This window comes from Streptococcus sanguinis, from assembly GCF_019929225.1.
GTDB lineage: Bacteria > Bacillota > Bacilli > Lactobacillales > Streptococcaceae > Streptococcus > Streptococcus sanguinis_J.
In genome coordinates this window covers 72,669-92,000 of sequence record NZ_JAHZPA010000001.1, presented here as the reverse complement: position 1 = coordinate 92,000, position 19,332 = coordinate 72,669, and the positions used below count along the sequence as shown (strand labels likewise).

At 44.1% G+C, this 19,332-nt stretch carries 17 protein-coding genes and 1 riboswitch; of the genes, 5 read left to right on the top strand and 12 right to left on the bottom strand.

The annotated features are described in order from the left end of the window. Window positions 1-30 precede the first annotated feature (30 nt). The 4 genes from K1I80_RS00460 to K1I80_RS00445 form a co-directional block, all read right to left on the bottom strand. Window positions 31-642 (bottom strand): glutathione S-transferase family protein, encoded by a 612-nt coding sequence (locus K1I80_RS00460; protein ID WP_009659077.1) that lies wholly within the window; start codon window positions 640-642, stop codon window positions 31-33. A gap of 148 nt (window positions 643-790) precedes the next feature. Then, window positions 791-947, bottom strand: a riboswitch (M-box (ykoK) riboswitch). Window positions 948-1,021: 74 nt separating this feature from the next. Continuing rightward, window positions 1,022-2,188 (bottom strand): MalY/PatB family protein, encoded by a 1,167-nt coding sequence (locus tag K1I80_RS00455; RefSeq protein WP_223313401.1) that lies wholly within the window; start codon window positions 2,186-2,188, stop codon window positions 1,022-1,024. 1 nt (window position 2,189) lies between these two features. Then, on the bottom strand, window positions 2,190-3,347 hold the full coding sequence (locus tag K1I80_RS00450; protein WP_223313402.1) for a cystathionine gamma-synthase: 1,158 nt from the start codon (window positions 3,345-3,347) through the stop codon (window positions 2,190-2,192). Between the two features lie 96 nt (window positions 3,348-3,443). Next, window positions 3,444-5,072 carry a putative polysaccharide biosynthesis protein gene (locus tag K1I80_RS00445; RefSeq protein ID WP_223313403.1) on the bottom strand — a complete coding sequence of 543 codons (1,629 nt, stop codon included), beginning with the start codon at window positions 5,070-5,072 and terminating at the stop codon, window positions 3,444-3,446. A gap of 86 nt (window positions 5,073-5,158) precedes the next feature. Between K1I80_RS00445 and K1I80_RS00440 the strand changes: the two genes are divergently transcribed. Further along, complete coding sequence (locus K1I80_RS00440) at window positions 5,159-6,604, top strand: UDP-N-acetylmuramoyl-L-alanyl-D-glutamate--L-lysine ligase (protein WP_223313404.1); 1,446 nt, start codon at window positions 5,159-5,161, stop codon at window positions 6,602-6,604. Between the two features lie 45 nt (window positions 6,605-6,649). Here K1I80_RS00440 and K1I80_RS00435 read toward each other — a convergent pair whose 3' ends face one another. Further along, window positions 6,650-7,405, bottom strand: coding sequence for a CPBP family intramembrane glutamic endopeptidase (locus K1I80_RS00435; RefSeq protein ID WP_398578174.1), 756 nt, complete (start codon window positions 7,403-7,405; stop codon window positions 6,650-6,652). Window positions 7,406-7,625: 220 nt separating this feature from the next. Here K1I80_RS00435 and K1I80_RS00430 point away from each other — a divergent pair, with 220 nt between their 5' ends. From K1I80_RS00430 to K1I80_RS00415, 4 genes are all read left to right on the top strand, one after another. Further along, entirely contained in the window at window positions 7,626-8,411 is a 786-nt protein-coding gene (locus K1I80_RS00430) for an ABC transporter ATP-binding protein (protein ID WP_223313406.1), read from the top strand. A 79-nt stretch (window positions 8,412-8,490) separates the two neighbouring features. Continuing rightward, a complete protein-coding gene (locus tag K1I80_RS00425; RefSeq protein WP_223313407.1) occupies window positions 8,491-9,426 on the top strand; it encodes an iron-hydroxamate ABC transporter substrate-binding protein in 936 nt (311 codons plus the stop codon). 98 nt (window positions 9,427-9,524) lie between these two features. Beyond that, window positions 9,525-10,544, top strand: a complete 1,020-nt coding sequence (locus K1I80_RS00420) for a FecCD family ABC transporter permease (RefSeq protein ID WP_223313408.1) — start codon at window positions 9,525-9,527, stop codon at window positions 10,542-10,544. Further along, entirely contained in the window at window positions 10,534-11,538 is a 1,005-nt protein-coding gene (locus K1I80_RS00415; RefSeq protein WP_223313409.1) for a FecCD family ABC transporter permease, read from the top strand. The genes K1I80_RS00420 and K1I80_RS00415 overlap by 11 nt, the downstream gene beginning before the upstream one ends. A 28-nt stretch (window positions 11,539-11,566) precedes the next feature. Here K1I80_RS00415 and K1I80_RS00410 read toward each other — a convergent pair whose 3' ends face one another. The 7 genes from K1I80_RS00410 to treC all read right to left on the bottom strand — a co-directional run bounded on the left by K1I80_RS00410 (window position 11,567) and on the right by treC (window position 19,311). Next, window positions 11,567-11,761: a CsbD family protein gene (locus tag K1I80_RS00410; RefSeq protein ID WP_002894655.1), complete on the bottom strand. Its 195-nt coding sequence runs from the start codon at window positions 11,759-11,761 to the stop codon at window positions 11,567-11,569. Window positions 11,762-11,861: 100 nt separating this feature from the next. Further along, the gene (locus K1I80_RS00405) at window positions 11,862-12,515 is read right to left on the bottom strand and encodes a DUF1803 domain-containing protein (RefSeq protein ID WP_223313410.1); all 654 of its coding nucleotides are present in this window, start codon (window positions 12,513-12,515) and stop codon (window positions 11,862-11,864) included. Further along, the gene (locus K1I80_RS00400) at window positions 12,508-13,020 is read right to left on the bottom strand and encodes a YiiX/YebB-like N1pC/P60 family cysteine hydrolase (RefSeq protein ID WP_023916578.1); all 513 of its coding nucleotides are present in this window, start codon (window positions 13,018-13,020) and stop codon (window positions 12,508-12,510) included. The genes K1I80_RS00405 and K1I80_RS00400 overlap by 8 nt, the downstream gene beginning before the upstream one ends. Before the next feature lie 92 nt (window positions 13,021-13,112). Further along, window positions 13,113-14,048, bottom strand: a complete 936-nt coding sequence (locus K1I80_RS00395) for a manganese-dependent inorganic pyrophosphatase (protein WP_002909135.1) — start codon at window positions 14,046-14,048, stop codon at window positions 13,113-13,115. Window positions 14,049-14,186: 138 nt separating this feature from the next. Further along, a complete protein-coding gene (gene pflA / locus K1I80_RS00390) occupies window positions 14,187-14,996 on the bottom strand; it encodes a pyruvate formate-lyase-activating protein (protein WP_002905907.1) in 810 nt (269 codons plus the stop codon). A gap of 246 nt (window positions 14,997-15,242) precedes the next feature. After that, window positions 15,243-17,492, bottom strand: coding sequence for an endonuclease/exonuclease/phosphatase family protein (locus K1I80_RS00385; protein WP_223313411.1), 2,250 nt, complete (start codon window positions 17,490-17,492; stop codon window positions 15,243-15,245). Between the two features lie 187 nt (window positions 17,493-17,679). After that, window positions 17,680-19,311, bottom strand: a complete 1,632-nt coding sequence (gene treC / locus K1I80_RS00380) for an alpha,alpha-phosphotrehalase (RefSeq protein WP_223313412.1) — start codon at window positions 19,309-19,311, stop codon at window positions 17,680-17,682. Window positions 19,312-19,332: the final 21 nt, after the last annotated feature.

Below are 19,332 nucleotides of genomic sequence, written 5' to 3'. Positions count from 1 at the left end.
CGTGTCTCCTTTCTTAATTTATAAAAACAATTAAAAGTCCCAAGAAGCCTGCAAGACGTCAAAAGTGGCATTCATCTTCTGTGTCCAATCTTGCAATTCTGGAAAATTTTCTTTTAAAGAAAATCCAATAACTTCTTCACGTAAATTCCACCAATCTACAAGAGCCACTACTTGGATTGTTGCAATATTTAAAGAGAGCCCTTGCTCAGTAGCCAGTTTCTCTAACAAAGACAAACTCCGTATATTTCTCTCTTCAATTTGCTGATGTCTGTCTTTCCACCAATGTTCTTTTTCATGGAAAAATTTTTCCGCAACAATCGGCATTGTATTTTCCAAAATTCCTTCAGCAACGGACAGTATATTTAAAACATGCCATTTCTCCATTCCATTAGGGAAAAGTGAGACTTCCTGACCTAGTTCGTCTAAATATTGAGAAATTAAATCACTACCATATAACCATTCTCCACTGGAAGCTTGAAAAGCAGGAATTCTACCTAAAGGATTATCTTGATTGTGCGGTGAATTTCTATCAAAAGCCACCTGAACTTTCTGAATATCCACTTGCTCCTCTAAATGATGATGTAAAATTGTAACATATACTTTACGCGCAAAAGGACTGGTACTAGAATACCAAAATTTCATCACTATTCCTCCTTCTTTTTTCTTGAGAGGCAAGCAATCAACTATTTACTCTCTTGAAATATTTTCAGCAAAAAAGAATACCCTGCCAATTCTCGGCAGGGTTGTTTGCATGTCAGGTTATTCGCTTCATTGTTTTATGCACAGATAAAGCAAGCATTTACCGTTCAAGCTTTAACTCCATAAGGCGATGAAATGAGCTTAGTCTTGACCTTGGCGATCAGGACTGTTGACCAACGAGTAGTGTCTCCACTGCTTTGCGGTAGTCATCCGTATCCTTATGGTAGCCTCACCTACCGATTTTTCACTCTTACTATACTCCTCTTTAGAAAGATTGTCAATCATTTTTCTCGCTTGAAACAAATTTCAAAAAATTTTTGATTTATTTTGGCAATACCTCTGCAATACGGGAGCAGACTTCTTCAACCATGGTCTCTGGAGCAGCAACATTTAAGCGGGCATGACCTTTGCCTTCTTGGCCAAAATCACTTCCTCTATTCAGGACGACCTTTGCCTCTTCTCGTAGCAGCTGAAAGAGCTGGGCATCTGTCAGGCCATAATCTGAAAAGTCCAGCCAAATCAGATAAGTCCCTTGAGGCTTCATGACCCGCAGGCGCGGCGCTTCCTTGGCAAAATAATCAACCACAAAATTCACATTCTTCTCAAGAACTTCCTTGAGCTCCATCAACCAAGACCAACCGTAACGATAGGCTGCTTCTGTAGCTAGAAATCCAAGACCAGGAATTTCATGCTGGTTATTGGCCAGCTGGCGTTTTTTAAACTGATGCCGCAAGCTAGGATTCTCAATCACTGCATAGGAATTTTTGGTCCCAGCAATATTAAAGGTCTTAGTCGCACTGGCTAAAATCAAGCTAAAGTCCTTAAAGTCAGGCGTGACAGTATTAAAAGACTGGTGCTCATTCCCAAACAGCGTCAAGTCTTGGTGAATTTCGTCTGAAACCAGGAGGACTCCATACTTTTGGCAGAGGCGGCCAATTTTCTCTAACACTTCCCGTTCCCAAACTCGACCTCCGGGATTATGAGGATTACATAAAACATAAATCTTGACTTCATTATCTGCAATGTCCCTCTCCAACTGCTCAAAGTTAATCTGAAAAAGGCCGTCCTTCTCTATCAAAGAATTGGTAATAAGCCGACGATTGTTGAGCTTGACACTGCGGGCAAAAGGCGGGTAAACAGGAGTGTTGATTAGAACAGCATCCCCTTCCTTGGTAAAGGCTTGGATAGCCGTTGAAATAGCAGGAACAACCCCTTCTATAAATACCAAGGCTTCCCGATCAAAGGTATAGTTGTGCTCATCTCGCTCCCAATCTAGCACGGCATTAATCAGCTCTTCACTGGCATAGGTATAGCCATAAACTAACTGATTAGCATAGTCATGAACAGCTTGCTGGATTTCAGGCAAGACTTCAAAATCCATATCTGCAATCCAGGCTGGCAGAACTTCTTTGTCCTTCTCCGCTTCTTTCCATTTATAAGTATGATGCCCTACACGACAGGGGGCTTTTTCAAAATTATATCTTCCCATATTATTCATTCTCCAAGGCTGCACGTAAATCGTCTACCAAATCTCGGCTATCCTCAATTCCAATCGACAGGCGCAGCAAATCATCAGTTAAGCCATAAGAATGACGCACTTCAATTGGAATGTCTGCATGAGTCTGGGTCGTCGGATAGGTAATCAAACTCTCCACTCCACCCAAACTTTCCGCAAAGGTAAAGACTTTCAGGCTATTTAGGAGATGAGGAATCTTGCCTTCGTCCACAACTTTAAAGGAAATCATACCACCCTTGCCTGGATAGAGAACCTCTTTGACCGCAGGAGATTTCTTCAGAAAAGCGACTACTTCTTGCGCATTCTGAGTAGAGCGCTCCATACGGAGAGCAAGTGTCTTGAGACCACGCAAAAGCAGATAGCTGTCAAAAGGAGACAGGACCGGCCCAGTTGTGTTGAGGTTGTAGAAAAGTTTGTCATAGATAACAGCGTCATTGGTCATGATAGCTCCAGCCAAGACATCATTGTGCCCGCCCAGATACTTGGTCGCAGAGTGCAGAACTATATCAGCTCCATCCTCCAGCGGTCTTTGATAAATGGGACTGTAGAAGGTATTGTCCACAATGACAGCTGCTCCTCGCTCATGAGCTGCTTGGGAAATGCGGGCAATGTCAAACTCTACCATGAGAGGATTGGTCGGTGTCTCGATATAGACAATATCTATATCCTCTGTCAGATTATTGAGTAGTTCTTCTTCTGAATTGGCATAGCTAAAGGCAAAGCGCCCTTCTGCTTCAGCTTGGGCAAACCAGCGGAAAGAGCCGCCATAGAGATCCCGAACAGCCAAAACCTTGCTGCCAACTGGAAAGGCACTAAAGGCCAGCACAATAGCCGACATACCAGAGCTAGTTGCCAAGGCATAGTCTGCACTTTCGATAGCAGCAAGAGTTTCTTCCAAGCTAACTCTCGTTGGATTCTTGGTTCGAGTATAGTCATAACCTGTCGACTGGCCAAACTCAGGGTGCTGGTAGGTCGTTGAAAAATGCAGGGGTGTTGTTAAGGCACCGGTTGCTTCATCTTTTTTAACCCCAGCCTGAGCCAGTAGTGTATTTAATTTTACGTCTTTACTCATATTAACCTTCCAATCCTTCGCTAATATTTCACCCTCTATTGTAACATCTTTTGAAAACATTTATCTTTTTTCTTTCCAAGAGCTAGCTATAGTTTGAAACTATAATGTTAAAGTTTTAGAAAAACAAAGCTAAAAATTAAAAAGCCCTGCGGCTTTTTAATAGATATGAAAGCGTCGGCGCAGACTAGCCGCTTTTGAACCAATAAAGCGATCCATAAGGCGAACTTTGAGCGCCAGACCGCCATAGACAGCGAGACCGATACCCCCAATCAGAGCGATATAGATAAAGCTGGAAATCCGACCACTTGGATGAAGGAAGAGACCGATAAGAAGCTCTGCCACCAAGACAAAGATAGTCATCAGAACCGTCAGAATCACTGACAGGAGACTCCGTTTAAAGAGGTTCTTAGGATTCAGACCAGTTACCTGACGGATTTCCCGATACATGAGCAGGATTGGGATAATCAAGCCAACTGTCGTCGCAAGAAGAGGTCCATAAGCTTTGAAAATATAAATCAAGGGTACTTGCAGCACCAGCTTGACTCCTACTCCATAGAGGAAGTAAATAATAGCTTTTCGATTTTGGAAGAGGGCTTGAATCATCGGAGCCAACACCGTATATAGACTGAGGATAATGGTCTGCAGCATAGCAAAGATGAAAAGCCCTAGTGCTAGACCATCTGGCTTGCCATAGAAGACAGTATACAGAGGTTCCGCTACCAAAACAGCACCAATGGTTGCTGGCAAGATAAAGAAAATCAGCATACTAAGATTATCCTGCACCAAGCGTGCAGCCGATCGGAAATCACCTTTGACATAGTTCTCGGTCAAGAGCGGAATCCCAACACCACCGATAGAAGTAGCCACTGCAATTAAAATCATAGTAATTTTATTAGGATTGGCTGAGAAATAGGCAAACTGAACCAAGAGCTCTGACTTGCTGTACTTGCTAATCCAACCCATGACATGGATAAAGGTAGCTTGGTCAATAATCTGAAAAAGCTGAATGGCAGATCCTGTGATAATGAAAGGAATGGCTTCACGAATGGTATCCCAGAGGAGGGCACGGCCATTAATCTCCCCTGCATTAGCAGGCTTATGAAGGATGGAAGTCAGCATACCTGTCTTCCAGAGATAGAAGGCTAAGACAGCCATGCTAGCCAGCATACCGATAAACGCTGCAAATGTTGACTGGGTAACCGCTTCTACATAGTTGCCAGAGCCGATTTTCATGATGAAAAAGGCTGTCAGCAGCATCCAGATAACCCGAATGACCTGCTCCGCAATCTGACTGATAGCATATGGCTTGAGATTGTTAAAACCTTGGAAAAAGCCGCGGATGACACTCATGGATGGGAATATCAAAACAGCCAAAGACAGACTCTGCATAACAGGAACCAAGTCTGAACCACCGCCTGACATAGAAGCGAAAACTGGTGAGAGCAGGTACATAATCACTGCAAAGACAGCTCCCAAAAGCAGCATAAACTTGAGAAACTCTCGAATGAGAGTAAAGCTATGCTCTTCCTTGTCAATGGTATTGTACTTAGCTACCTGCTTGGCCACTGCCACTGGCACGCCAGCTGTAGAAATCAGTAAAAACCAGGCATAAATATTGTAGCCCATAGTAAAAAGGCCGTTGGCCTCGGCGCCGTGCTTGCCCATCCAAATATACCAAGGAATGATATAGATGGCACCCAGAAGACGACTGATAAAATTGCTGGCAGTTAGCCAGGCAGTTCCCCGCAGCATCTGCTGCTGCTGGCTTGTTGTTTCTTGGCTCATAGAAAACCTCTTCTATTTATTCTTCTTTTATTATAAACTTTTCCTTGCCTCTTGTAAAACCCAGCCATAAGGTTTACAATAGATTTATGATTAAAATTGAAACCGTATTAGTTATTTTAAAAGAAGACCATAATTTTCGTGATATTGTTAAAGGCGAAGAATACTTCTTCTCCTACAGCGGCTTGACTTTCGATAGTATCAGCTATGACAGCAGGGAAGCGGATGCCTCTACCCTCTTTTTTGTCAAGGGTGAGGCTTTTAAGAAAGAATTTCTAGAAAAAGCCGTCTCAGCTGGCCTGCGCTTTTATATCAGCGAGACAGACTTTCAAGTTGGCATTCCGGTCCTCTTGGTCAACGATGTCAAGCAGGCCATGAGTCTCTTAGCCATGGAATTTTACGGCCATCCGGAGAAGAAACTCAAATTACTTGCCTTTACTGGCACCAAGGGTAAGACAACTACAGCTTATTTTGCCTATCAAATCCTTTCCCAAAGTCATCGCCCTGCCCTGCTCTCGACTATGAACACTACTTTGGATGGCGAGACTTTCTTCAAGTCAACTCTGACAACACCAGAGAGTCTGAATCTCATCAAAATGATGGCCCAAGCCCTTGCTAATAATCGGACTCATCTCATCATGGAAGTTTCCAGTCAGGCTTATCTCAAGAAAAGAGTCTACGGCCTAACCTTTGATGTGGGTGTCTTTCTTAATATCAGCCCAGACCATATCGGCCCTATTGAGCATCCTACTTTTGAGGATTATTTCTACAATAAGCGACTATTGATGGACAATAGCCGAGCAGTTATCGTAAATAGCGGCATGAATCATTTCCAAATCGTGAATGAGCAAGTCGCTTCTATGGAACACGATTTCTATGGAACAGGCTCTAACAATACTATCATAGATTCTCAGGCTTTCAGCTTTGAAGCGACTGGCAAGTTAGCTGGCCACTACGATATCCAGCTCATCGGCCGCTTCAATCAAGAAAATGCAGTAGCGGCTGGTCTTGCCTGTCTGCGTCTGGGTGCTAGCCTCGAAGACATCAAAAAAGGAATTGCCGCAACCCGAGTCCCAGGCCGTATGGAAGTTCTGACTCAGAAAAACGGCGCCAAGGTCTTCGTTGACTACGCTCACAATGGCGTCAGCCTGAGAAACCTGCTGTCTGTGGTAGAGGAACACCAAAAGGGTAAGATTATCCTCCTCTTAGGTGCTACCGGCAACAAGGGTGAAAGCCGCCGCAAAGACTTCGGTCTCTTACTCAATCAGCATCCTGAGCTAACTGTCATCTTAACCGCGGACGACCCCAACTATGAAGATCCTCTAGCCATTGCGGAGGAAATCGCATCCTATATCTCCTATCCAGTGGAAAAAATAGCCGACCGAGAAGAAGCCATCAAAAAAGCTCTCAGTCTGACTGAGCGAGAGGGAGATGCCGTCATTCTGGCCGGTAAAGGAGCAGATGCTTACCAAATCGTAGAAGGAGAAAAAGTAGCCTATCCAGGAGACTATGCACTTGCAGAAAAGTATTTATAAGAAAAAAGGCGAGCATATCGCCTTTTTATTGTCGTTTTGTAAAAATTACCGCCATTTAATCAGTACATACATCAAGCTGGAGCCAAACATATCCGCCAAGGCGTGCATGAGAAAGAAAGGTAGGAGGTTCTTGACCTTATACTTGTAAAGGAAATAGTAAAAGAGACCATACACCACTCCGATAACCAAGGCCCACAGCATACCCTGATAGGTGTGGAAAGAAATCCGAATGATAGTAGAGTAAGCCAGAGCCCACCACTTATACTTATCCTTAACAGAGGTCATAAGCCCCAGAAAGAAGAATTCCTCATAGAAGCCATTGAGAAGTCCGTAGAGGATGGCCATAGGTGTCAGTTCAGCAAATTTCCGGAAAATTTCTAGCAGGTCCACATAGGACCAGAGGGTTGGTTCAAAGTAATTATACTCGCCGCTCAGTGTCGTTACAATGTCACCAAAGAACCCTACCACTACAAAAATAAGAGGAGTCCAAAGGAGAACCGACCAGCTCATACGAATAGGAAGCTGCTTAAAGTCAAAGCGCCGGAGCAATAGATAAAGAATGGTCAAGACCAGCATCAGTAGCTGAAAATTGAAATTGCTAGAAAAAGCCGCTCCTTCAGTGGCTGTATTGGTCACCGTTTCAGTCGCTCCTGTGCTGGAAGCTGGTGCAAAGCTAGCTAAATAAAGCTCCGTTGAGCGGTAAATAAACTGCCCAAACATGAGCAGGGTAATCACAGCAATATCAAACCACCTCAGCTCTTTCAAAGGCGTAGAGGGGCGTAGGTTTGTCAATAATTTCATCATTTCTCCTTTCACCAGATGTAAATTTATGTCATCATTTCAGGTTCTTTTTTATATTTCTATCTTAGCATGAAAAGCTTAAATTTTTATTATTTACAAATTTATAAAACTTTTTTATTTTATTTTTATTAAATTGTCAGAAAACTCTTTTTTTAGAAAAATTTTTATGGTATAATAAAAGGTGTAATTCTGATAGAAGAATCAGCCAGAAAGGAAGTCTATGTCCACTATCTCTGCAGCAAGTATCCAGGTCGCCTACGATCAAAAGGTTATTATTGACGGACTGGACTGCCAACTCGCCGAGGGAAAGATTACAACTATTATCGGTAGCAATGGCTGCGGTAAATCCACTCTTCTCAAGGCTTTTACTCGTATTTTGCCGACAAAAGCCGGCAGCATAACCCTGGATGGACAGTCCATCGCCCTACTGCCGACCAAGGAGGTGGCGCAAAAGATTGCCTTGCTGCCCCAAACCATGGATGCGACCGATGGCATCACTGTCTATGATCTAGTCTCTTATGGCCGCTTTCCGCATCAAACTGGCTTGGGCCGGCCCAGTACAGAAGACCGGGAAAAAATCTGCTGGGCTATGGAAGCAACTCAGGTCAGCGAATTTTCGGACTGGCAGGTGGATGATTTGTCTGGAGGTCAGCGTCAGCGCGTCTGGATTGCTATGGCTCTAGCCCAAGATACAGAGACCATTTTTCTGGACGAGCCGACCACCTATCTGGATATGAATCATCAGCTGGAAATCTTGGAGTTGCTGAATGACCTCAACCAACTCAGCGGAAAAACCATTATCATGGTTCTGCATGACATCAACCTAGCTGCCCGCTTTTCCCATCAGTTGATTGCTATGAAAAATGGGCATATCCGGTATCAAGGAAGTGTTGATCAGGTCATGACATCGGATATTCTGAGAGACATTTTTCAGATTGAAGCCCAGATTATTCGGGATCCTATTCAGGATAAGCCGCTCTGCCTCAGCTATCAGCTCGTTAAATAAGTCATGTATTCTATAGATATGTTTTCCATATCTCTTCATGGATACAGCTTCTAAACTTTTTATAGAATTGGAGGAAAAAATGAAAAAGTTTTTATCATTTGCCACCCTTACTGTCACCGTCTTCCTTTTAGTTGCCTGCGGCAGCTCATCTAAATCCGAAAACTCTGCCTCTTCAGACAAGGTCGAGCTATCCAGCAAGCCCAAAATTGACGGATTCCATTACTACGGCGATATTCCTAAAAATCCAAAACGGATTGCCAGCCTCTCCTCTACCTACACCGGCTATTTGCTGCAATTAGGCTTCGACCCTGTCACTGTAACATCCTATGATGCTAAAAATCCTGTCCTCAAGGAAAAAGTCAAAAATGCCAAGGTTCTGATGCCGGAAGATTTGGAGTCTATCGCCAAGCAAAAGCCAGACCTTATCGTGGTAGATGCCAGTGACAAAAATATCGATGAACTAAAGAAAATCGCTCCAACTATTGCCATCGATTATGGAAAAAATGACTATTTAGAAATCCTAAATCGCTTTGGCCAAATCTTTGGCAAGGAAAAAGAAGCTGATCAATGGATTGCCGATTGGAAGAGCAAAACAGCTGATATTGGCAAACAGTTAAAAGAAAAGCTGGGACAAAATGTCACTTTCACTGTTGTCGGGCTATATGAAAAGGAAATCTATCTCTTCGGTAACAACTGGGGACGAGGCGGAGAAGTTATCTACAAATCTCTGGGATTTGATGCCCCGCAAAAAGTGAAGAATGAAGTATTCCCAAGTGGCTACTTGCAAGTCAGCCAAGAAACGGTGAGTGAGTACATTGGTGATTATGTCCTGGTTGCAGCTGAAGATGATAAAACAGGAAGTTCTCTTTACGAAAGCGATGTTTGGAAATCCATTCCCGCTGTCCAACAGAATCATATCTTAAAAGTGGATGCCAACGCCTTTTATTTCAACGATCCATTGACACTTGAATACGAACTCAAAACCATTCAAGATGGCCTTGAAAAAATGAACTAGGCCATTCCTTGCAGAAACTCAGACTAGTAAAAAACATTGCTAGTAAGCGATATATCTCATGACAGCTATTTGATTTTCGACTATATAAAGGATACCAGATGACGCTTCATACACTCTTCACTCAAAAAAATAGGCCAAACATCTTTTGGCTTGTTTTTTTCGCCATCATTCTCCTGCTGATTAGCGGACTCTATCTCTACCTGCGCTTTGGCATTCCCAGCTACTCCCATCGGCAACTGATAGAAACGCTGAGCCATCCTTTCAAGGAAAGTCCAGCCCAGAACATCATCATAGATCTGCGCTTACCTAGAGGAATAGCAGCTCTGCTAGTCGGAGCTAGCTTGGCCGTTTCAGGAGCCATCATGCAGGGGATTACCCGCAATGCCATTGCTGATCCGGGACTTTTGGGGATCAACTCTGGAGCTGGCCTAGCGCTCATCTGCGGTTATGCCTTTTCTAAGAGTATACACTACAGTAGCATCCTCCTGCTCTCACTTGCAGGAGCCTGTCTAGCCAGTATTCTGGTTTTTAGCCTCTCCTACCATCCTAGAAAAGGTTTTGAGCAACTACGTCTCGTCTTATCCGGTGCCATGGTAACAACACTCCTGACTGCCATCGGACAAGGCTTGACCATTTACCTCAACCTGACCAATGCTGTCATCGGTTGGCAAGCTGGAGGGCTTCTAGGAACCAATTGGAAAATGCTGCAAATCATTGCTCCCTTTATCTTATTAGGCCTCTTACTGGCTCAGCTATTTTCTCACCAACTAACCATTCTCAGCCTCAATGAAACAGTAGCCAAGGGCTTAGGACAGCGAACGACTCAGATAACCCTGCTCTTTCTAAGCCTTGTTCTACTGTTATCAGCGGCAGCCGTTGCCCTAGTAGGAAGCCTAGCCCTCGTCGGACTGATTCTTCCGCACTTTGTCAAAACCATCAGCGGAAAGGACTACCAGAAAATCCTGCCACTGGCGATGCTAACAGGAGCGCTCTTTCTACTAATTTGTGATTTTGCTGCGAGTCATATGGTCGGTATGCCTCTTAGCTCTATTATCAGTCTCGTTACGCTGCCAGTCTTCCTGTGGCTGATGAGAAAGGGGGCCTTCTATGAGAGATAAAAAACGGATTCTTTTGGTTCTAGTAAGCCTCAGCCTCCTGACTTTCCTAATTTTCCTACTGTCTCTATCATCAGGCAATCAGGAATTTAATATCGGTGAAGCTCTTCGATATCTGCTGGGGCAGGGAGATGATGGTAGCGCCTTTATCATGGAGCAGATCCGTCTGCCTCGAATTCTAGTCTGCCTTCTAGCAGGAGCTTCGCTAGGGATGAGCGGTGTACTGCTGCAGACCTTTACCCGAAACCCACTTGCCGATTCAGGAACCTTGGGAATCAATGCCGGAGCTGGTGTTATCATTACTCTTGCTATCAGCAAGCTAGAAGTGACCGATCCTTTCTATATCCGCTATCTTCCCTTTATCGCAACCTTTGGCGGTATGCTGACTGTAGCCCTTATTTACCTGATCTCACATCAAAAAGGTCAAGCTATCAGCCCCGTCAAGCTCATTATCGCTGGTGTAACCTTGTCAACCATTCTGTCTTCCAGTATGATTGCCATCACCGGCCGTGTCAATCAGAACAAACTGACCTATGTAGTTAGCTGGCTAGCTGGTAAGATTACGGGTAATAACTGGGAAAGTCTAGCTATTGCTGGCCCCTTCTTGCTTTTATTCTGGCTGCTGACCTATCTGCGCTCCCACAAGCTCAATATCCTCAGCCTAAATGATGAAACAGCTCTTGGTCTGGGGCTTCATCTAAAAAGAGAGCGGCAGATAACCCTGTTATTAGCCAGTGCTCTCGTCGCCTTTAGTCTATCCCTAGCTGGAAATATAGTCTTCATCGGTATGTTGGCTAGCCATATCAGCAAACGATTCCTACCTAGCGATCATCGCTTGCTCTTTCCAGCCGCCATGCTGCTAGGTTCCTTTATCATGACAGGAGCAGATACGATCACAAGAACCTTTCTCATCGGAAGCTCAGTCCCGACAGGCATTTTGATTTCCATTATTGGAGCTCCCTACTTCCTCTACCTTATGTATCAGCAAAAAAAATAATCAGCCGAATAATCGACTGATTGTTTTTTTATTTATCCAAGCTGTTTTTGATACCTTCAACGGCACCTTCTACAGCTTCTTTAGCATCTTCAGCAACTTCTTTGGCTTTAGCAACTGTTTTTTCTACAAAGCCTTCTGCTTCTGTCTTATTATCTCCTGTAACTTTGCCCACGCCTTCTTTAACAGCGCCTTTAGCTTGATCGAATTTATTTTCTAGTGACATATGATTGCCTCCGTTCTTTTTTACAGTATTTGATACCGTTTACAGTAGTATAAGTTTTTTCTTTTCAAAGGTCAAATATTCTGCTCATTCTACAGGAACATCAGTCCAGCTGGAAAGTCAATCTCTCCTTATCAAAGCTGGCCTTCAACTCATACTTACCTGCTTCGTTTTGCCGAATATAGCCCAAAATCACTAGGCTATCGACAAAAATGTCCCGCCGCTTCTGCATGAGCTCATCCTTGCGGACATACTTGAGGAGAAAGGTTGTCATATACTTGAGTGCATATTCGGGATTGACATCGCCCAAGACAGCATAGAGGGGCTTTTGTGCCTCAGACAGGGGATATTTGCGCTGCATCTTGTAAAAATAATTAGCCAAAGTCAGCTTATCCCGCTGAAAATCTGTCTCTTCCAGCAAAACAGCCGCATTGGTCTGATTGGAAAGCCGGGTCTCAAAGCTCAGCCCCAATAATTCCTGATAGAGCGGACTATCATCACGGATAAAGATTTCCTGATCCAAACGCACATCCTCCAAACTTTCCAAAAGAGGCAGGGTCAGGTAATATCGCTTGTTCTCCCGCCGGATGTAGCCAGCCTTGATAAACTCCTCTATTGAGCGGTCAATATTAGCCACGCCCTCAAACTCTCTCTTAATCTCCCGCAGAATCACTGCCTCATGCTGATCCAAATAATCAATCAGCTCCTGAAAAAAAGGCTGGCGCGTCAAACGGCTGGGATTGATGATTTTAATCATGTAGTTCTCCTTTGTAGATGAGTTTTCTTGACTGAGCCAACTGGCTAGGATTCGTCCCGGGCTGATTTAAGGGCACATCTAAGCCCAAGTCCCGATAATAAGCTTTCCAAAAATCAGAAATTAGATTTTTCTCATCGCCAAACTGCATGGAAATCGTATCAAAAATCGGCAAAATTTCCGCAATATACTCCGAACAGTAAAAACCATCGGACTGCGGATAGAAGCTAAAATTGTAAGGCTTTCCTAGATGCAATTTGGCCCTTTTAAAGACAGCATCTGCATCAATAGCTGGATAGCGATATACGTCATAAACATCCTCATCTTGTAAAAAATCAGACAAATCTTGATTGACAACACCATTCTCATGGGTTGCATGATAAATCTCACCATTAAAAAAGATGGCCACGTGGCTATATGAACCAGTTGCTGACCGAATGGCTGCTGCAATTTCTGAAGATCCGACTGTAAAAATCAAATCTCCATCTTGTAAATCTTGAATCTTCATTTCTCTCGCCTATCAAAAAAGGAGCCGAAACTCCTTTTTAGTATGAGGGGAATGGTCCCTCATCTAGTAACTTATTTAACCAAATAAGCTCTTTAAGCATTAAAGCTTTCTGTCAGTTGAGGAACCACTTGCTTCTTACGAGAAACAGCGCCTGCTAGGAAAGCATGGTTGTTTTCAAGAACAAAGTTAAAGGCTGCTTCGACCTTGTCCATATTGCTTCCGATAGCCAAAATTTCTGAGTTTGAGTTGATAATATCTGTAATCATCAAGACAAAGTCAGAGTAGCCATTGTCGGCAATTGCTTTTTCAATAGCCGCTTCGATTTCTGCTTGACGCTCCAAAACTTCAGCAATATCAACTGTGTTGACCTGTGCCACACGGACATTATTTCCATTCAGCTCAAATGTTTTCGCATCGATGTCAATCAATTCTTCTGCAGACTTGCTAGCCAAGTTTGTACCTGCCTTAAGCATTGCCAAACCATACTCTTCCAAGTTGACACCAGCCAGCTCAGCCAATTCGGGTGCAATGACCTTGTCAGTCGGATGAGTTGTTGGTGACTTGAGCAAGAGAGTATCAGAGATCAAACCAGACAGCATCAATCCTGCAATTTCTTTTGGAACTTCTACGCCGTGCTCCTTAAACATACGGTAAACAATAGATGAAGCTGAACCAACTGGCTCCAAGCGCATGTAAAGTGGACTAGCTGTTTCAAAGTTAGCAACACGGTGGTGATCCACCACGCCATAAACTTCAACTTCAGCAATATCTGCCACAGACTGCTGGAATTCATTGTGGTCTGTCAAGATGACTTGTTCAGCCCCTTCTGCCTTTGCAGATGTAATCACGCGCGGTGCAGCCACACCAAAGTAATCCAATACAAAGGCTGTTTCTTCATTAGGCTCACCTAGAGCAACAGCTTCTGTATCTAAGCCATAAGCTTCACGAGCCAAGTAAGCAAAAGCGTAAGATGAACCGATAGCATCTGAATCAGGATTTTGGTGACCGAAAACTAAAATTTTAGACATGATAAACCTCTTCTTTTATATAAACTTATTGCATTTATTTTACCACAATTACAGGCATTTCACAAAAGCAGAAGAACATTTTCTTAAGAAAAATGGACTGGTCAACCCACCAGCCCATTTATTCGTACTCAAAGTAGATTAGCTATTATGCACCCGATTCATATACTCTGTATAGGATTCAGTCTGCATGAGTTCCTTAGCATTCTTGACCCGATCAGCTGTCGGAGGCTTAACCCCTTCCAGCTTGTAAGGGATGCCCAGCTCCCGCCATTTGAATTCACCCATGGTATGGTAAGGTAGAATTTCAAACTTATCAACATTCTTCAGCGTCTTTACAAATTTACCTAGCTCAATCAAGTCATCATCTCGGTCGGTCAATCCCGGCACCAAGACGTGACGGATCCAGACTGGCTTTCCAATGTCAGACAGGTACTTGGCACAAGCCAAGATATTCTTGTTGGTCTGGCTGGTCACAATTTTGTGCTGTTCTTCGTTAATCTCCTTGATATCAAGCAGGACTAGGTCGGTGACTGCCATAAGCTTATCAAATTTTTTCAGATAGCGAGGCGTATTTCTGAAGGGTAGGGCACAGGTATCCAATGTACAGTGGATGCCCAGTTCCTTAGCCTTGGTAAAGAGGGCAATTAGAAAATCAATCTGCAGCAAGGCTTCTCCTCCGCTGACAGTGATGCCGCCTTTGTTGCCCCAGAAGCCCTTATAACGGAGAGCCTCTTGCAAGACATCATCCACTGTCCGCAGCTGAGATTTGTTGGTCTCCATCTCCCATGTGTCCGGATTATGGCAGTACTGGCAGCGCATGTGGCAGCCCTGCAAAAAAACAATAAAACGGATACCCGGTCCATCAACAGCTCCAAAACTTTCGGTGGAGTGGACCATGCCCGTTACCTTTCCATAATCAACTGCTTCTTCAATTTTCTCTTCAACCATTACGCAACCTCTTAACTCTGAAAACGTTTTATAACTAACTACATTATAACATGATTAAAGCAAAAATAGACTTAATTTGCCTATTTTTTAGAAAACAAACTGTTTTTCAGTTTCATTTTCAGTGTTTTACAACAGATGAAATTTTAGGGCGAAAGCGGGAACAGACTTGCTCTTAGATGCTGGCAAATAAAAAATCAGGGTAGGTTCTTTAGTCCACCCTGATTTCACTTTTTAAATTGATTTTAGTTAATTTCTGCTTCTCTTTTTGAGAGTAAAAGCAAACATCAGCAGGGCCAATCCCAAGACTGCCCAGCTACTGCTATTTTGGCCGGTCTGCGGGAGTCCCTTCTTCTTGCTGCCAGCAGTCTGACCTTGTCCAGTTTGATTGGACGATGGAGAATTGGTCTGAGACGGAGCTCCTTGTTCTGCTGCTACAGAGGATTGTCCAGTTGATTGAGACGGTTGGGAGCTGTCAGAAGACGAAGCTGCAACATCCTTAGAAAAGTCCAGCTGCACCACTACTGGATCATGGTCTGAAGCTCTGCCATGTTCCTCCATGAAAGAGGCATTGATATGAACAGGCGCAAAGACTGCCTTGCCTGCTAGGTTCTTCGAAATGAAAATGTTGTCCAAGCTTTGGTTGCTGCCGCGGTAGAAGTAGGAATAACGGTCAGCCGCATCATGCTCCTTCATAAGATTAATCAGTTCATTGCCCGCCAGTGCTTTAGCTGTTTCGGAAAATTCAAAGTCATTGAAATCTCCAGTCAACACAAACTTAAGGTTAGGATTTTGTCTCAGCCCTTCTTGAACAAAGCTATTTAAAATTTTAGCCTGCTCAATTCGGGCTGCCTGCGTATGCTGAACTGCTGGCTGAGCGGAGCCATAAACGGCATCATCCCCAATCTTGGACTTCAAATGATTGGCGATAACGACGATATGCTGTCCCTTGAATTCAAACTCAGCTGCCAAGGATTTACGGACCTTGGTAAAGGCAGGATTGGTCGGTTCGATTCGGGCAGGATTCTTAACCAAATGGCCACCGGAGAAGCTAGCTGCTTCGTCACTCGTACCAGCTTCTTTTTCGACTAACTTCACCCGGTTTGGATCGTAGAGAAAGGCCACGCGGATATTAGAGCCAGGCTTGCCTCCATCTTGACCGTCAAGGGGGGCAACTTCGGTGTACTTGTAAGTTTTTCCGCCCAGTTCTTTGATGCGGGCCGCTAGTTTCTCGCCGCTTTTGACACCACTGGTCGTCCCGTCATTGACACTGCCATTCTCATCTTGAACCTCAATGAGCGTAATGATATCTGGACTGTGGATTTCATTAATGAAGGAATTAGCGATTCTAGTCACTTTTTCCTCAGGTGTTTCACCTTTTTTAGCATTAGCAGAAAAATTCTCGATATTGTAGGAAGCAATAGTCAGCTTGTCCTCGCTTGGATAGATAGGAGAGACCTGTCTCTGCAAGCCACCGTCCACCAAATCAGGCAGCTGAGTCGGCTCCAACTTGTAAATCTTCCCACGATAGGTCACGACTCCAACCACATCACCATTGAAATAATCCTTGGCCTTGGCAATGAATTTATTGCCAACATAGACTGGAATGGTTGCGGTATTTTGGGCGTTTGGACGAAGATTGAGACCTCCGATATTGTTTAATGGCAAGGCTTGGTAGCCTTCAGGTAAGAGATAAATGTCTCCACGGTACTGTGGGCCTAAAACTCGGGGCCTCTTCACCGTCGTCAACACTCCTTCCAAACTTTCCCAGTAGTCCAACGCTTCACTTTGAGGCTGATAGTTATTAATATCTTTATCGACCGTATCCTGAGGCATATTAACCACGATGTCTACTGGAGCAGGTAGGTCAGCTTTCCCTTCCTTGGTCACCTTGGAAGCGACAAGCATGGTGACTGTCAAACTACCACTGGGCTTGTTGAAAGTTTGCCCCTGACGAACGCTGAGCTCTTCCATGTAGCCTTCTTTGACGCGTCCTTCAAGACTAAGTTTGTCACCGACATCGACTTTTTCTTTAGAAACAACATAAAGAGCATCAGAAGTCCTGCTATTTCCATCAGGAGTCACGTCTTGAACATAAAAACCATAGCGGTCTGTTTTCGTCACAACTACATTGGAAACTTGAACATCTTTGTCCTCATAGGGAGAGGTTTGTGATTCTCCTTGAATTGTTCCCACATTGGGCACAGCTTCTGGTCCGCTAGCCGCAGCTTGTGCTGCAGCAGTGGCTTGGTCTGCCTTTTCTACTGTCTCTGTAGAAGCCGGCCTTGACTCTCCCGATTCTGCAGATGGACTCTCAGCTTGACTAGCAATCGAGGCATCGCTTACAGCCGGATTCTCTGTAAGAGCAGCCGCCTCAGAAGTCGACGAACTTACCGCTTCTTCTGCTCCGACTGATTGGACAGAAAAAAGCAGAGACAGAAAAGCAGCTAGCAAGACCGCTATGGGAAAGAGCTGCCTGTAAGAAACTTGTTTTTTCATGAACTTCTCCTTTTCTGTATAAATGTATATTATCCTATTTAATTTTTATTATAAAGAAAAGAATCAAATTTTGCAAAGGCTTTCTTAAAATTCTGTATTAGTTTCTCTCTCTTCAGAGAAATACTTGTCTAGGCTGGCCCAACACATGAAAAAGAATCTGGAATTTTTCCCAGATTCTTTCGAGACTTTAGTTTTCTCCTACTAAGATAGCCAAGGTTTCGTATGGCTGCAGAGTCATCACATGGTCAACCTGATTCTTGCCGTAATTGGACAGGAGAACCTGACCATTTTGATAATCCGGCAGGATGTCCACAGTAATCGGATCAGCATAGAAGTTGTTAAGGACTAAAAGTTTTTGTCCTTGCCACTCCCGCTCAAAGGCATAGACCTGAGGACTATCCTCATAGGCTGGCTGATAACTGCCCTCTGCGATGATAGGTAGTTCCTTACGCAGGGCAATCAATTTCTGATAAAAGGTAAAGATCGGTCCCTTGATTTCATTTTCCACATTGATGAGAGGATAGGATTTGCCCGCCTTCAGCCATGGAGTTCCTGTTGTAAAACCTGCATTGACTGAATCATCCCACTGCATAGGCGTCCGAGAATTGTCACGAGATTTAGCCTTGATGATCCTGAAGGCTGCTTCTGGCGATTGACCTTCAGCAAGCAGACTCTGGTAAGCATTGAGAGACTCGACATCCACATAATCTTCCATGGAGTCGTAGTCAGGGTCCACCATACCAATCTCCTCACCCATGTAGATATAAGGCGTCCCTCGCGACAGATGAATACTGGCTGCCAACATGGTCGCCCCTTCATTGCGGAAATCCTCTACATCGACAAAGCGATTGAGAGCTCGCGGCTGATCATGGTTGTTCCAAAAGAGAGCCGACCAGCCTTCATGATTGCTCATTTCCTTACCCCAAGTATGGAAGAGGCGTTTTAACTCTTCAAAATCAAAAGCCTTAAGCGTCCATTTCTGTCCAGCTTCATAGTCCACCTTGAGATGATGGAAATTAAAAGCCATGGACAGCTCCTGCCGGTCTGGTGCCGTGTAAAGAATGCAATTTTCGATCGTCGTAGCGCTCATTTCACCAACCGTCATAACGGAATCGTCCTGCCCAAAAGTTGCTTCGTTCATCATACGCAGATAGTCATGTACAATTGGCTTATCAGTATAGGCAGGCTTGCCCTCCTGCTCTGGACAGTCCGTCAGCACCTCATCTTTTCCGATAACATTGATGACATCAAAGCGGAAGCCCTTGACTCCTTTACCTCGCCAAAAATTCACCACTTTAAAGAGCTCTTTACGAACATTGGGATTGCGCCAATTAAGATCTGCTTGAGTAACATCATAAAGATGCAGATAATATTTACCCGTATCGCCAAATGGCGCCCAGGCACTGCCGCCAAACTTGGACAGCCAGTCCGTTGGCTCATCTCGCAGGATAAAGAAGTCCTGATAGTAGGAATCCCCAGCCAGTGCCTTTTGGAACCAATCATGCTCAATCGAGCAATGATTGAGAACCATATCCAGCATAAAGTCAATACCATGCTGCTGGCCGACCTTGACCATCTCTTCGAAATCTGCCATATCCCCAAAGATAGGGTCTACCGCAGTGTAATCAGAAATATCGTAACCGTTGTCCCTCTGTGGACTCGGATAGAAAGGATTGAGCCAGATCATGTCCACTCCCAGCTCTTTCAGGTAAGGAAGTTGTTCAATAATCCCGCGAAAATCTCCCAAACCGTTGCCAGTCGTGTCTTTAAAAGATTTTGGATAAATTTGGTAGACAACCTTTGTTTTATCAAGTGTCATATTTTCTCCTTTTTTGAGAAA